This window comes from Streptomyces durocortorensis, from assembly GCF_016901035.1.
Taxonomy (GTDB): domain Bacteria; phylum Actinomycetota; class Actinomycetes; order Streptomycetales; family Streptomycetaceae; genus Streptomyces; species Streptomyces durocortorensis.
In genome coordinates, this window is record NZ_JAFEUF010000186.1 from 1 (window position 1) to 14,139 (window position 14,139).

11 protein-coding genes are annotated in these 14,139 nt (G+C 74.2%); all 11 read left to right on the plus strand.

What is annotated here, in order from left to right:
* Positions 1 to 60 precede the first annotated feature (60 nt).
* The 11 genes from JS521_RS26690 (at position 61) to JS521_RS26740 (ending at position 14,108) form a co-directional block, all read left to right on the plus strand.
* Entirely contained in the window at positions 61 to 1,230 is a 1,170-nt protein-coding gene (locus JS521_RS26690; protein WP_205085524.1) for a glycosyltransferase family 4 protein, read from the plus strand.
* A complete protein-coding gene (locus JS521_RS26695) occupies positions 1,227 to 1,946 on the plus strand; it encodes a class I SAM-dependent methyltransferase (RefSeq protein WP_205085525.1) in 720 nt (239 codons plus the stop codon). Before JS521_RS26690 ends, JS521_RS26695 begins: the two co-directional genes overlap by 4 nt.
* Positions 1,943 to 6,364 (plus strand): alpha-(1->3)-arabinofuranosyltransferase domain-containing protein, encoded by a 4,422-nt coding sequence (locus JS521_RS26700; protein ID WP_205085526.1) that lies wholly within the window; start codon positions 1,943 to 1,945, stop codon positions 6,362 to 6,364. Before JS521_RS26695 ends, JS521_RS26700 begins: the two co-directional genes overlap by 4 nt.
* Positions 6,364 to 7,692: a condensation protein gene (locus JS521_RS26705; protein WP_205085527.1), complete on the plus strand. Its 1,329-nt coding sequence runs from the start codon at positions 6,364 to 6,366 to the stop codon at positions 7,690 to 7,692. The genes JS521_RS26700 and JS521_RS26705 overlap by 1 nt, the downstream gene beginning before the upstream one ends.
* Positions 7,689 to 8,414 (plus strand): class I SAM-dependent methyltransferase, encoded by a 726-nt coding sequence (locus tag JS521_RS26710; RefSeq protein ID WP_205085528.1) that lies wholly within the window; start codon positions 7,689 to 7,691, stop codon positions 8,412 to 8,414. The genes JS521_RS26705 and JS521_RS26710 overlap by 4 nt, the downstream gene beginning before the upstream one ends.
* Positions 8,415 to 8,418: 4 nt before the next feature.
* Positions 8,419 to 9,312 carry a hypothetical protein gene (locus tag JS521_RS26715; protein WP_205085529.1) on the plus strand — a complete coding sequence of 298 codons (894 nt, stop codon included), beginning with the start codon at positions 8,419 to 8,421 and terminating at the stop codon, positions 9,310 to 9,312.
* A 63-nt stretch (positions 9,313 to 9,375) separates the two neighbouring features.
* On the plus strand, positions 9,376 to 9,594 hold the full coding sequence (locus tag JS521_RS26720) for a Trm112 family protein (protein ID WP_205085530.1): 219 nt from the start codon (positions 9,376 to 9,378) through the stop codon (positions 9,592 to 9,594).
* A complete protein-coding gene (locus tag JS521_RS26725; RefSeq protein ID WP_205085531.1) occupies positions 9,591 to 10,361 on the plus strand; it encodes an FkbM family methyltransferase in 771 nt (256 codons plus the stop codon). The genes JS521_RS26720 and JS521_RS26725 overlap by 4 nt, the downstream gene beginning before the upstream one ends.
* Before the next feature lie 49 nt (positions 10,362 to 10,410).
* Complete coding sequence (locus tag JS521_RS26730) at positions 10,411 to 11,142, plus strand: GntR family transcriptional regulator (protein ID WP_205085532.1); 732 nt, start codon at positions 10,411 to 10,413, stop codon at positions 11,140 to 11,142.
* A gap of 207 nt (positions 11,143 to 11,349) precedes the next feature.
* Entirely contained in the window at positions 11,350 to 12,666 is a 1,317-nt protein-coding gene (locus JS521_RS26735) for an amidohydrolase family protein (RefSeq protein ID WP_205085533.1), read from the plus strand.
* Positions 12,667 to 12,725: 59 nt separating this feature from the next.
* A complete protein-coding gene (locus JS521_RS26740) occupies positions 12,726 to 14,108 on the plus strand; it encodes an amidohydrolase family protein (RefSeq protein WP_205085534.1) in 1,383 nt (460 codons plus the stop codon).
* Positions 14,109 to 14,139 lie beyond the last annotated feature (31 nt).

Below are 14,139 nucleotides of genomic sequence, written 5' to 3' on the forward strand. Positions count from 1 at the left end.
CCTCCCCCCTCTTTCCGCTCATCCCGAGTCCCCGCACCCCGAGCCGAGTTGGAGCGCCCAATGCCCCAGCACGTTCCTCCCCCACTGCTCGATGCAGTCACGCGCCAGGGTCAGGGCCCGGCGTCCTCCAGGGTCCAGGCGGCCCCGCGACGCATCGTCTTCCTCGCCCACCGCGACCTGGGCAACCCGGCCGCCGGTGGCTCCGAGCTGCTGATCGACCGGCTCGCCTCGGGCCTGACCGAGCAGGGCCACGACGTCACCCTCCTGTGCGGCGGCCAGGCCGCCCGCAGGCCCTACCGAGTCGTCTCGGCGGGCGGCAACCTGGGTCACTACCTCGGTGCGCGGTCCGCCTTCGCCCGGCAGGTCGGCGACTGCGACCTGCTGGTCGAGGTCTGCAACGGCATGCCGTATCTCGCCCCGCTGTGGCACCGCGGGCCTACCGTGTGCCTGGTCAACCATGTGCACACCGACCTGTGGGACATGCGGTTCCCGATGCCGGTGGCACGGGCCGGGCGGCGGCTGGAGCACTGGGCCCTGTCCCGGGCCTACCGCGACCACCTGATGATCGCGGTGTCCCCGTCCACGGCGGGCGCGCTGCGCGACCTGGGCGTGCCCGACCACCGGATCAGAGTGGTGCACAACGGCGTCGAGGAGCCGAGCCCGCAGGGCGACCGGTCCGAGACCCCGCTGTTCACGGCGCTGGGCCGGCTCGTCGACTACAAGCGCATCGACCTGCTGCTCCAGCTGTGGGAGCGGGTCCGGCCGGTCACCGGCGGCCGTCTCGTCATCGTCGGCGACGGCCCCGAGCGGGCCCGCCTGGAGCGGCTCGCCGGTCCCGGCGTCGAGTTCGCCGGCCATGTCACCGAGGCGGAGAAGCACCGGCTGCTCTGCGCGTCGTGGATGCTGCTGCATCCGGCGGCCGTGGAGGGGTGGGGGCTGGTCGTCACGGAGGCCGGCGCACGCTCCACCCCGACCCTCGGCTTCGACGTGCCGGGACTGCGCGACTCCGTCGAGGACGGCGTCACGGGCATCCTCGCCCAGGGCGCGTCCTCCTTCGCCGCGGCCTGGTGCTCGCTCGCCCTGGACGACGAGCGGCGCGAGGCGATGGGCAAGGCCGCCCGGGAGCGGGCCGCCGCGTTCCGGTGGACCAGCAGTGTCCGCCAGTTCATGGCGGTCGCCGCCGAGGCGACCAGCGGCGTGAACGCCCCGGCGATCGGTGCGAGCGCGTGAAAGACCCTTCCTTCCGGCGCTCGGCCGCCCTGTTCCGCGCCTTCATGCGCGAGCAGGGCGACCCGGCGACGGCGTACACCCTGCTGGCCCGCGACGCCGCGGACCAGGTGGAGCGGCACGGTCCGGTCCGGGGCAAGGTCGTCGTGGACATCGGCGGCGGCGACGGGTACTTCACCCGGGAATTCCGCCGACGCGGCGCGCACGGCTACCTCTTCGAACCGGACACGGCCGAGATCGGCCCCGGCAAGCGCGCGGACACGGTCGTCGCCGACGGCTATCTGCTGCCGCTGGCCGACGGTGCGGCGGACGTCTGCTTCTCCTCCAACGTGCTGGAGCACGTCGCCGATCCGCACACCTTTCTCAGCGAGATGGCCCGGGTGACCCGCCCGGGCGGCCTGATCTACGTCTCCTTCACCAACTGGTACTCACCCTGGGGCGGCCACGAGTGGGCCCCCTGGCACTATCTGGGCGCCGAGCGCGCCCGGAGCCGCTACGAGCGCCGCACCGGCCGCCCGGCCAAGCACCGCCTCGGCGACAACCTCTTCCGGATCGGCGTCGGCGACACGCTGCGCCATGTCCGAAGCCGCAGTGACGTGACCGTTCTCTCCGCACGCTCCCGTTACTGGCCCGTCCTTCCCCAGCTCGTGCCGCGGATCCCCGTACTGCGGGAGTTCGCCACCTGGAACCTCCTCCTCATTCTCCGGCGGTGTTCATGACCAGCGCTGTCCACCCACCCCGGCCCGCGGCCCCGGACGGCCCGGGCCCCGAGCCCACCGTCCCCGCCGAGGGCCCGCCGCAGGCTCGCTCCCGGCGCTGGCTCCTGGGGTTCTGGGCCGCCGCCTTCGTGGCGTTCCTGGCGGTGTCGCCGGGGCGGATGACCTTCGACACCAAGCTGGGTGTCGTCACGGCCCCCGGCCGGTTCCTCGGCGACCTGGGCGAGCTGTGGCACAGCCGGTCCGGGTTCGGCGGGATCGCCGACCAGTACATCGGCTATCTCGTGCCGATGCTGCCGTACTACGGCACCGCCGAACTGCTGCGGGTGCCCACCTGGCTGGCCGAGCGGCTGTGGCTGTCGATCATCGTGGCGACCGCCTTCTGGGGCGCGCTGCGGCTGGCGGAGCGGCTGCGGGTCGGCTCTCCGGCCACCCGGCTGCTCGGCGCGGTCGTCTACGCGCTGTGGCCGACTTACACCATCGTGGTGGGCTCGACGTCCGCCGCCGCGCTGCCCGGCGCCCTGCTGCCGTGGGTGCTGCTGCCGCTGACCAACCCGCGGCTGACCCCGCGGATCGCGGCGGTCCGCTCCGCGCTGCTGATCCCGCTGATGGGCGGGGTCAACGCCGCCTCCACGCTCGCCTCTCTGCTGCCGGTCGGGCTGTATCTGCTGTCCCGTCCCGGCGGACCGCGCAAGCGCGGGCTGCTGCTGTGGTGGATACCGGGCGTGATCATGGCGACCGCCTGGTGGATCGTCCCGCTGCTGCTGCTGGGGACCTTCGGCGAGAACTTCATGCCGTACGTGGAGTCCTCGTACACCACCACGACCACCATGTCGGCGACCGAGGTTCTGCGTGGCGCGGGCAACTGGGTGGGCTATCTGAACTTCGGCGAGGCCTGGCTGCCGGCCGGCTGGACCGTCGCGACCGCGACCGTCACGATCCTGGGTTCGGCGCTCGCCGCCGCCCTGGGTCTCGCGGGTCTGGCGCGGCGTGATCTGCCCGAGCGCCGCTGGCTGGTGCTGACCGTCCTGTCCGTCGCGCTCGTCACCCTCGCCGGGTACGGCGGTGCGCTGGGCGGTCTGTTCCACGGCACCGTGCAGGACTGGCTGGACACCTGGCTGGTGCCGTTCCGGAACATCTACAAGTTCCAGACGGGCCTGGCGCTGGCGCTGGCCCTGGGTCTTGCGCACATCGTCGGCGTCGCCGCCGTGGCCGCTTCCCGGCGGGGCCCGAACCCGGCCCGGATGCGCCGGCTCGCGCCGGTCGTCGCCGCCGCGGTCGTGCTGCCCGGTCTGGCCTGGCCGTACGTCAACGGTTCGATCCTTCAGACGGGTTCCTTCCAGAAGGTCCCCGACTACTGGGAGAGCACCGGGAGTTGGCTGAAGAACAACTCGCCGGACGACCGCGCGCTGGTCGTCCCGGCGACCGCGCACGGCATCTACACCTGGGGCTCCCCCATCGACCAGCCGCTGGACGTGCTGGCCGAATCTCCGTACGCACAGCGTGATTACGTCCCCTTCGGCACACCCGGCAACCGGCGGGCGATGGACGCCGTCGAGCAGGCCCTGACCTCCGGCGGCGAGGTCCCCGGGCTCAGCGAGTACCTGAACCGGGCCGGGCTGCACTACGTGGTGGTCCGCAACGACCTGGACCCGGACCAGCTGGGCTACGTCCCGTCCACCACGGTGAAGCGCACCCTGGAGGCGTCCGGTTACAGCCGCGTCAAGGGGTACGGGCCGGTGATGACCGCCGGCCGGATCGCGGCGGACACCCCCGTGCAGGTCGAGGGCCTGTATCCGCGCCAGCGGGCGGTGGAGATCTACGAGCCGCCGAAGGGCACCGAGCGCCCCGGGCGGGCGGAGGCCACCCCGGTCGCCTCGACGGCCGTGGTGAGCGGTGGCCCCGAGTCGCTGCTGCCGCTGTCGGCGAACGGCGCCATCGCGGGCCGGCCGACCGTGCTGGCCGGTGACGCGCACCCGGGTCTGGGACGGCCGTCGCTGTACGCGGCGGGCGACGGACTGCGGCGCGCCGACACCCGGTTCGGGCTGGTCAACTCCAACACCTCGTACACGTACACCGCCGACGAGCGCAACGCCGTGGACGCGGCGCAGGACCCGGGGCGTGAGCCGCGGCAGATCCTGCCGACGTCCGGGTCGAAGCACCAGACGACGGCGGTGATCCGCGGGGCGAAGTCGGTCAGCGCGTCCTCGGTGGGCAACTGGCTGTTCCATCTGCCGCAGTACGACCCGGTCAACGCGTTCGACGGCAATCCGGCGACCGGCTGGGCGGAGGGGTCTCCCGGCGCGCCCAAGGACGAGTGGGTGCGGGTCGACTTCTCCGCCCCCACCGACATCCCCAGCTCGATCCAGGTGACGCCGCTGCCCAGCGGCAACGTCCGGGCCGCCGCCACCGTGATCCGGGTGGAGACCGACCAGGGCTCGAAGGACAGCCCGCTGCGGACCGACGGTTCGGCGCAGCAGGTGGCCGCGCCCGCCGGGCAGGCCGCCTGGCTGAAGGTGACGATCCTGGAGTCCCAGCAGGGGCGCCCGGGGCTCACCGGGGCCGGATTCACCGACATCGCCATCCCGGGTGTGCAGGTGACCCGGATGCTGGAGCTTCCCAACGACGCGCCGCGCGAGGGCGCCGACGCGACGATGTTCTCGCTCAAGCGCGGCAGCGACCCGGGCGGTCTGTCGTCCGTGGCCGCCGAGGTCGGTCTCGGCCGGCAGTTCACCGCCCCCGAGGCGGGCGACTACACCGTCTCGGCCACCGCGCTGCCGGTGCCCGGCGAGGCGCTCGACAAGCTGCTGTTCGAGCTGACGGGCGAGCGGGACAAGATCGAGGTGGCCGCCGACTCCACGGCGCGCCTGGGCACCAACCTCAGCCCCCGCAACCTCACCGACGGTGACCTGACCACGGCGTGGATCGCGGGCGAGCGTCCCGTACTGCGGCTGAAGTGGCCGGAGAAGCGGGCGGTCGGCGAGATCGTGTTCGCCGCGGCGGGCGGTCTGTCGGCCCGCGCCGAGCAGGTCCAGATCAGTTCGCCGGACGGTACGGCGGTGGCCTCGGTGGACGAGAACGGCATGGCCCGCTTCTCGCCCATCAACACCGACCGGATGGACATCACCATCTCGAAGACGGCGCCGCTGACCGTGCACAACCCGGTGGCCGACGGCCAGTTGCAGCTGCCGGTCGGGCTGAGCGAGGTCTACATCCCGGCTCTGGAGGAGTTCCGTTCTCCGCAGCCGAAACCGGACCAGAAGTTCAGCCTGCCGTGCGGCAAGGGCCCGGTCCTCTCCGTGGGCGGCACGTACCTGGAGACCAAGGCCGAGGGGCGGGTGCGGGATCTGACCCAGCGCAGGCCCATCGAGGTCTCACTGTGCACCGACGACAGCAAGGTCGAGCTGGCCGCCTCGTCCACCACCGTGCAGGCGGGGGACGAGGGTCCGCTGGCCATCACCGACGTCACGCTGAACAACGGCGCCACCGAGGCCGCGGCGGCGACGCCGCGCTCGGTGGACGTCGAGCAGGGCGAGGGCGACCGGCGGACCGTGAAGGTCGGGGCCGGTGAGGCCTCCTACCTCCAGTTCCACGAGAACCACAACAAGGGGTGGAAGGCCACCCTGGACGGCAAGGAGCTGACGCCGCTGCGGATCGACGGGTGGCAGCAGGCCTGGCTGGTGCCCGAGGGTGAGGGCGGCACGGTCACCATGGAGTACGAGCCGGCCTCGATCTACCGGTGGGGTCTGATCGGTGCGGGCGTGCTGTTCCTGGCGCTCGTGGTGCTCGCTCTGGTGGGCCGGAAGGGCTCCGGCCGTAACGAGGCCGAGGCAGCGGCCGAGGAGCAGCCGGCGCCGCCCGGGCCGGGCCTGATCCTGGGCACGGTCGCCCTCACGCTGGTGGGCGTGGTGATCGCGGGTCCGGTCGCCGTGGCCGTTCCGCTGCTCGCCGTCCTGGCGCACTTCCGGCCACGACTGCTCGCGCCGGTGGCGTTCGCGGCGATGGCCGCCGCGGGGATCGTCGCCGCGGTGGGCACCGGGGAGAGCACCGCGATAGATGAGGGCGCGTTCGGTGCGACGGCTCAACTTCTCGCTCTGATCGGCCTGTTCGCGGCCCTGGTCACAGTCGGGCGCGAGCCGCTCGGCAGGCGGGCCGCCGGAGGCCGGGGTACGGCGGCACCGGCCACCGCCGGTGGCGAGGCGCCCACGGTCCCGGCGCAGGCCGCCGCCCCCTCGGGCCGGACGGTCTCCACCGACCCGAAGCGCCCGCAGGGAACTCCGCCTCCCGCACCCGGAGTCGGGTACGCGCCCGGCTCGGGCGAAGGCGGAAGGGAAGGGCGCGACGGCGGTGACGGCGACAGCACGACCCAGCGGCTCGGCGGTCAGCAGCCGCCGCCGGCCGGTCCCGGAGGGAAGACCTGATGGCGACCACGCAACACCCCCGGGCCCGGGGCGGCGCGCCCCGGCCCGGGGCGCCGGCCCGGGTGCCCTTCCCGGTCGTCGACGAGGTGGCCCGGCACTGCGCGCAGGAGGCCGAGCCGAACACGGTGCACATCGAGATCCATCTGCCGGGCCGGGTGGACGAGGGGCGGCTGCGCTCCGCGTTCGCCGAGGCGCTGGCCCGGCACCCCCGGGCGCTGATGCGGGAGCGCCCCCGCTCCCCGTTCGCCCGGCGCTACGAGTGGGAGCTGACCGGGAGCGCCGACGCGGACCCGGTCTCCTTCCCGCCGTCCGCGCCCGGGGCCCTCGACCGGGCCCGGGCGCGGGCGCTGGACCAGGCCCCGCCGCTCACGGCGTCGCCGCCGCTGCGACTGGAGGTGGTCGAGGAGCCGGGGACGGAGGGCTGTGTGCTGGTGTTCACCGTGCACCACACCGCCCTCGACGGTCCGGCGTGCATGCGGCTGGCGGCGACGGCCGCCGAGATCTACGGCGCGCACCGCGTTCCGCCGGCGCCCGCTCCGGCGCGCCCGGCGTCCGAGCCACAGGCCGAGGAGTCCCCGGCGGCCCCGCTGGCCCGGCCCGCCCGGATCGCGGCGGGCTCGCCGGGGCCCGGCGCCGTGCCGGGCAACTCCCTGCTGCTGGTCGAACTGCCGGTACCGCGACGGGAGTCGGGGGTTCCGTACACGGTGAACGACCAGCTGATGGTGGCCACCGCCCTCACGGTGGCCGGCTGGAACCGGGCGCAGGGTGCGCCGGGGGCCGATCGCCGGCCGCTGCGGATCACGATGCCGGTCGACGACCGCACAAGGGGGCCCGAGATGCCGATCGGGAACGGCACCCGGCTCGTGGAGGTCGGTTTCGCCGCCTCGGAGCTGCTGCCCGGGACGGACGTCGCCGCCCTGCTGCGGGCGACCGCGGAGCGGACCCGGGCGCTCAAGGCGCGCCCCCGGCCTCCGCTGGGCCGTTCAGCCTCCCTGCTGACCGCGCCGCTGCTGCCGGTGGCGGCGCGGGCCGCGGTCACCCGGGGGCTGCGGGTGCTGGCGGGGCCGTGGACCTCGACGACGCTCCTGAGCAACATCGGCCGGGTGCCCTACCCGCTGGACTTCGGGGAGGCGGGCCGGGCGACGGCCGTGTGGTTCTCCGCACCCGCCCGGATGCCGCGGGGGCTGACCTTCACCACGGCGTCGACGGGCGGCCGGCTCCATCTGGCGCTGCGCTGGTCGCGCACCCTGCTGGGCGACGAGGACGGCGTACGGCTGCGCGAGATGTTCACCCGCCACCTGGCCTCGACGTCCTCGGAGACCGTATGACCAACGCCACCACTCCCCCGCCCGGACTGCGGGACTTCTACGAGAACCCGGCTGTGCCCCTCGCCGCGGGCGCCGGGCGCACCCTCCGGCAGGCCCGGCTGCTGGCCGACGCGTTGGACGCACCGGGGCAGGTGATCCTCGACATCGGGTGCGGTGACGGTACGGCCGCGGCCGCGGCGGCCCCGATCCTCGCCGGGCACCGGCTGATCGGCGTCGACTGGTCGCAGGACGCGCTGCGCCGGGCCCGGCCCCGGATGGGCGCGGTGGTGCGCGGGGAGCTGGAGCACGGCGGGCTGCCGCTGGCCGACGGGTGCGCGGACGCGGTGCTGTTCAGCGAGATCCTGGAGCATCTGGTCGACCCGGACCAGGCGTTGGACGAGCTGCGCCGCGTGCTGCGGCCCGGCGGCCATCTGATGCTGTCCACTCCGAACCTGGCGGCCTGGTACAACCGGGCGCTGCTGCTCGCCGGGGTGCAGCCGGTGTTCTCGGAGGTCAGTCTGCGCGGGATCCACGGCCGTCCGGGCTCGGAGGTGGTGGGGCATCTGCGGCTGTACACGGCCCGGGCGCTGCGCTCGTTCCTGACGGCGTCCGGCTTCACCGACGTGACGGTCAAGGGCGCCCCCTTCCACGGGGTGCCGCGCCCGCTGCGGCTGCTGGACCGGGCGGCGTGCGCGGTGCCCGGGGCGTCCTCCATCCTGCTGGCCCACGCGCGGCGGAGGTAGCGCCATGTGGTGGGGTGTCGGCGCGGCCCTGGTCGCCAACGCGCTGTACAGCGTGGGGTTCGTTGTGGAGAAGCGGGCCCTGGGCTCGCTGCCCGCGCTCTCCGCCGGCCGGCCGCTGCACGTGATCCGGGTGCTGGCGACCAGCCCGCTGTGGATCGTCGGCGCGCTGGCGCTGGCGGCCGGGTTCGGGGCCCAGCTGGTCGTCTACCGCGCGCTGCCGATCGCGGCGGCGCAGGGCATCTTCGTCTCCGGACTGGTGCTGCTCCTGCTGTTGTCGTCGGCCGTGCTCGGTGAGGAGTCGACGGGCCGCGAACGCTATGCGCTGGGCGGGGTCCTTCTCGCGCTGCTGATGGTGGTCGCCTCGGTGCGCGAGGGCGATGACGTGGTGAGCGGCGGGGCCCCGTGGGCGCTGGTGCTCCTGGTCTGCCTGCCGGCGCTGGCGGCGGGCGTCTGGCTGTACGTACGCGTCGAGAGCCGGGCGGCCAAACGGCACCGGGTGCCGACGAGCGGCATCGGCTACGGGGTGGCGGTGGGCCTGCTCTACGGGGTCAGCTCGCTGGCCATCAAGGGCACGTCCAGCCGCCTGACCACCACCGATCTGGGTGAGGCCGCGTGGTCGCTGCTGACATCCCCGTATCCGTATCTGCTGCTGTTCACCGCGGGGGCCGGTCTGGTGATGTCGCAGGCGGCGCTGCAGCGTTGCCGGGCGTCCCTCATCGTGCCGGTGTGCACCACGGTGACCTGCCTGTTCACCGCGGTCCTGGGGACGCTCGCCTTCGGCGAGACGCTCCCCGACGATCCGCTGCTGCTGGCCCTGCGGGTGGGCGGTACGGCGCTCGCCCTGTCCGTCCTGCTGGCCATGCCGCGCCACGATCCGCAGCCCGCGGCACCGTCCTGACCCCGGACACTCCACCGTTTCCGCGACCCCGACCTCCGACCCTCGACCCCTGGGAGCCTTCCGATGAACCCCGACGACCCGCTGTTCACCATCCTGGCCTGCCCACTCGACAAGGGCCCGCTGTCGCTGCTGCCCGAGGAGGAGGCGCTGTACAACCCCCGGCTGCGGCTGAGTTACCCGATCGTGGACGGCATCCCGCAGCTGCTGCCCTCCTCCGGCCGCAAGGTCGACGCGGACGACCACGAACGGCTGCTCACCCGGCTCAAGGCCTCGGCCAGATGACCACGTTCGCCGCGGCCGTGGCATCCCGCCTGCCGGAGGGCCTCGTCGCCTCCGCCGCCGTCGCCCTGTATCCGCGCTTCGAGCCCGAGCTGCGGCGGCTCGCCGACTTCTGCCCGGCGGACGGCGTCGCCCTCGACATCGGGGGCTGGTACGGCCCCTGGTCACGGCGGCTGGCCGCCCGCTGCGCCGAGGTGGTCACCGTCGAGCCCGTGCCGCATCTGGCGGAGCGGCTGCGCCGGACGCTGCCGTCGAACGCCCGGGTGGTCGAGGGCGCTGCGACCGACCGGGAGGGCACGGCCCGGCTGTGGTTCCCGGAGGGCGACCGGGGCGACCGGGGGGTGTCGTCGCTGGCCCGCCGCGACATCCACGCGCACAGCCTGGAGGTGCCGTCGATCACCGTCGACGGTCTCGGGCTGCGCGAGGTCGGCTTCGTGAAGATGGACGTCGACGGCGGCGAGCAGGCGGCGCTGCTGGGTGCGGCGGAGCTGCTGCGCCGGGACCGTCCGGCGCTGCTCATCGAGCTGGAGAGCCGGCTCGGCCCGATCGCACCGGCGATCGACCTGCTGACCGGCCAGGGGTACGCGGGCTGGCTGCTGGCGGGCCGGCGCTGGATTCCGCTGGACGGGTTCGACCTGGTGGCCCATCAGGCGCGGACCGAGCACCTGGTGCACCAGGGTCTGCTGCGCCGGGCCTTCGTCCCGCACCGCGAGCGGTACATCAACTCGGTGCTCTTCCTGCCGGACGGGCGGGTGCCGGGCGCAGCCTGACGGCCGGGGGCCCCGCGTATCCTCGGGCCGGGGGCAGGCCGAGCGGAGGATGGCGTACGTGGCGGGCAGCAGCGCAGGGCGGAACCGGACGCGGCCGGACGGTCCCGGGAGCGAGCAGGCGGGCGCCCCGGAGCGTACGCCGCTCAGCGCCCGCGCGCGGGACGCGGTCCGGCAGCGGATCGTCGACCGCCGCTACCCGCAGGGCGCCCGGCTGGTGGAGCGCGAGGTCGCCGAGGAGCTGCGGATGTCCCGCGTCCCGGTCCGCGAGGCGCTGCGTGCCCTGGTGGGCGAGGGGCTCCTGGAGCTGCTGCCGCACAGCGGGGTCCGGGTGCGGCGGCTGGAGCGGGCCGATGTGGAGCACCTGTACGAGGTGTGGGAGCCGCTCGCGGTCCAGGCCTCCCGGCTCGCGGCGCGGCGGGTGGCCCGGTCCGCGCCGGTGGAACCGCCGGGCGTCACCGCGCTGCGGGCCTCCCTCGACCGGGCGGAGCAGGCGGCCTCCGACGCCGAGGGCACGCGCGAAGTCGCGGCCCACACCGCCTTCCACGAGGACATCGTGGCGCTGAGCAGCAATCCGATGCTGGCCCGCACCATGGAGCAGCTCAGCGGACAGCTCCAGCTGCTGTTCGGGATGCGGGAGGAGCCGGAACACATGCGGGCCCAGCACGCGGTCATGTTCCGGTACATCGCGACGGGCGACGAGGAGTCGGCCGCGGCGAGCACGCTGCTGCACGTACGGGACAGCCGGGCCGTGGCCCTCCGGTCGTTGTTCCACGACGCCTGACCCGGTTCCACGACGCCGCCCCTGTTCCACGACGCCCACCTCTTTGTATACCAATCCACACCACCCGCCAGAGACCCCTGACGGACAGAGCGCACTTCCTGCACGTTTCCTGCACGCACGGGGAGCGGAATCACTCCTTCCCAGATCGCCGACCATCCTGGTATACAAAATGCTCCCGTTCGCTTCCGCGCCCCAAGGAGCCCTCCCATGTGCGTCGAGAACACCCCGCCACCCTCCGGCCGACTGACGAGGCGGGGCGTGCTCGCCGGCGCCGCGGCCCTGGCCGGCACCTCGGCCGTACTGGCCGGGACCGCCTCCGCCGCGGCCGCGTCGTCCGGCGCGTCCGCGTCTTCCGGGGCCGGGCACGGTGCGCCGGGCCGGGGCGGCGATCTCGTCGTCGAGGGCGGCAGGCTGCTGGACCCGCTGACGGGCGAGGTCACCGAGGACGCGGTCGTGGTGATCGCCGGGGGCGTCGTCCGCGCGGCCGGGCCCCGGGGCCGTCTCGGGACACGGGTGCCCTCCGGCGTACCGGTGCTGCGAGCACACGGTCAGTGGATCCTGCCGGGCCTGGTGGACGCCCATATCCACCTCAACACGGCGGCCGAGGCGCGTGACGCGGTCCTCAAGGGCGCGACCAGCGCGCGCAGCGGCTCGACCAACTTCTACCAGGACATCGCCGTAAGGGAGTTGGCCCGGCAAGCGCCCGAGCAGGCGCCCCGGCTGCGGGCGGCGGGCGTCTTCGTCACCCCCGACCTCGGCGACACGATCCTCGCCGACCCGGATCTGGCCCCGCTCGCCAGGCTGCGCGACGGGGTCCGCTCCCCCGAGGCGCTGCGCCGGGTGGTCGAGGTGAACCTCGCGCGCGGGGCCGACACCATCAAGACCCGGGTGAACGAACGCGCCGGGCTGCCCGAACAGGACCCGCTGGTCCAGGTGTACGACCGCGAGCAACTGTCCGCGATCGTGGCGGCCGCCCGGCGCGGCGGAAAGGGGGTGCTCTGCCACAGCTACAGCGAGAAGGGCTGCCACGACGCGGTCACGGCCGGCATCCGTTCCCTGGAGCACGGGGCGTTCGTCGGCGAGCGCACGCTGCGCGAAATGCGCCGCAGGGGTACGTACTTCACGCCGACGCTCACCGCGATCGCCGGGCTCGCGGAGTCCTCGGACCCGGTCCTGGCCGAGCGCGGACGCACCTACCTCCCGGTGCTGAAGCAGGCGGTCCTGGCCGCCCACGAGCTGGGCGTCCCCCTCGCGGCGGGCACGGACTCCTCGGGCGGAACGGTCGACCCGATCGGCCGCGAGGTGGAGCTGATGCGCGCGGCCGGGCTTCCCGCCCTGGACGCGATCCGCACGGCGACCACGGGGGCCGCGAAGCTTCTCGGGTTCGACTCCACGGTGGGCCGCCTGGCGCGGGGCTTCGCGGGCGATGTCCTGGTGGTGGACGGTGACCCGCTGGCGGACGTCGGCGTGCTGAGCCGGCCGGCGCGCGTGGTGCGGGCAGGGTTCACGGTGCCGACCGCCTGACCCCCCTCTCCCCTCCCCCGCACTTTCTCTCTCCCTCCCCCTCCTCGAAGGAGTTCCTGATGCCCGCCGAGTCCACCGCCTCCCCCACCGCCGGTCTCTCCCGGCGCTCGATGCTGGCCGGGGCAGCCGCCGTCGCGGGCAGCGCCGCCGCACTCACCGCGTCCGGAGCCGAAGCCGCGCCCCTGTCCGCCGGGACGGCCGCCGCGCCCTCCGCCGCCGACCGGATCACGGAGCAGCCGGACCGCACCGGCGGTCACGCACGCGCCACGGTCTTCAAGAACGTGCGGCCGTACGGGGCGAAGCACCCCGTCGACCTCACGGTCGTCGACGGGGTCGTCAGCGGCGACCCCGCCCCGCGCGGCGCCAAGGTCGTCGACTGCAAGGGCCGGATCGCGCTGCCGACCCTGGTCGACGCGCACATCCACCCCGACAAGACGGCCTGGGGCGAGCCCTGGGTGACGCGGAATCCGGCGAGTTCCATCGCCGAGTACACCGAGGAGGACGTGAAGCTCTACCACGCGCTGCGTACGCCGCTGAAGAAGCGGGCGGAACGTCTGATGGGCCATGCCGTGGCCCAGGGCACCCGGGCGATGCGGGCCCATGTCGACGTCGCGCCCGCCTACGACCTGGTGGGCGTCGAAGGCGTCGGGTCCGCCCGCCGGGCGCTGCGGCACGCGCTCGACGTGGAGATCGTGGCGTTCCCGCAGCACGGGGTGATCCGTACCCCCGGAACCAAGGAGCTGCTGGAGGAGGCCGCGCGCACCGGAGCGATCGACCGGGTCGGCGGCATCGACCCGATCGGGTTCGACGAGGCGCTGGAGGAGCACCTCGACGTGGTCTTCGGCATCGCGGACCGGCACGGGGTGGGCGTCGACATCCATCTGCACGAGCGGGCGGCGACGGGGATGGAGTCGCTGCGCGCGATCATCGCCCGCACCAGAGCGCTGTCGTTGCAGGGCAAGGTGACGGTCAGTCATGTGTTCTGCGTACCTGGGCTTCCCGAGCGGGAACTCAACCGGCTGGCGGCCGACTTGGCGGATGCCGGGATCTCGCTGACGACGGTCGCGCCCTCCTCGGACCTGGTGCTGCCGATCGACCGGCTCCGCGAGCACGGGGTCGAGGTGGGCCTCGGCTCCGACGGCGTACGGGACTCCTGGAGCCCCTTCGGCAACGCGGACATGCTGCACCGCTCGCACCTGCTGGCCTGGGTGCGGGACGCACGCCTCGACGAGGAGCTGGAGGCGGCCTTCCGTGCGGGGGCGGACGGCGGGGCCCGGCTGCTCGGGCTGCCGGAGGCGGACCTGAAGCCGGGGTCGCCGGCCGACTTCCTGCTGGTGCGCGGGGAGTGCCTGCCGCAGGTCGTGGTCGACCTGCCGCGGCGCGAGATGGTGGTGCGCGGCGGGCGGATCGTGGCCCGGGACGGGGAGCTGGTCGGGCACTGACGCGGCGTACGGCCCGGGCCCTGACGGGGGT

What these genes read in the sequence shown, in the direction of transcription:
- JS521_RS26690 (WP_205085524.1), top strand. Translation starts at nt 61, where the DNA reads ATGCCCCAGCACGTTCCTCCCCCACTGCTCGATGCAGTCACGCGCCAG.
- JS521_RS26700 (WP_205085526.1), top strand. Translation starts at nt 1,943, where the DNA reads ATGACCAGCGCTGTCCACCCACCCCGGCCCGCGGCCCCGGACGGCCCG.
- JS521_RS26705 (WP_205085527.1), top strand. Translation starts at nt 6,364, where the DNA reads ATGGCGACCACGCAACACCCCCGGGCCCGGGGCGGCGCGCCCCGGCCC.
- JS521_RS26710 (WP_205085528.1), top strand. Translation starts at nt 7,689, where the DNA reads ATGACCAACGCCACCACTCCCCCGCCCGGACTGCGGGACTTCTACGAG.
- JS521_RS26715 (WP_205085529.1), top strand. Translation starts at nt 8,419, where the DNA reads ATGTGGTGGGGTGTCGGCGCGGCCCTGGTCGCCAACGCGCTGTACAGC.
- JS521_RS26720 (WP_205085530.1), top strand. Translation starts at nt 9,376, where the DNA reads ATGAACCCCGACGACCCGCTGTTCACCATCCTGGCCTGCCCACTCGAC.
- JS521_RS26725 (WP_205085531.1), top strand. Translation starts at nt 9,591, where the DNA reads ATGACCACGTTCGCCGCGGCCGTGGCATCCCGCCTGCCGGAGGGCCTC.
- JS521_RS26730 (WP_205085532.1), top strand. Translation starts at nt 10,411, where the DNA reads ATGGCGTACGTGGCGGGCAGCAGCGCAGGGCGGAACCGGACGCGGCCG.
- JS521_RS26735 (WP_205085533.1), top strand. Translation starts at nt 11,350, where the DNA reads ATGTGCGTCGAGAACACCCCGCCACCCTCCGGCCGACTGACGAGGCGG.
- JS521_RS26740 (WP_205085534.1), top strand. Translation starts at nt 12,726, where the DNA reads ATGCCCGCCGAGTCCACCGCCTCCCCCACCGCCGGTCTCTCCCGGCGC.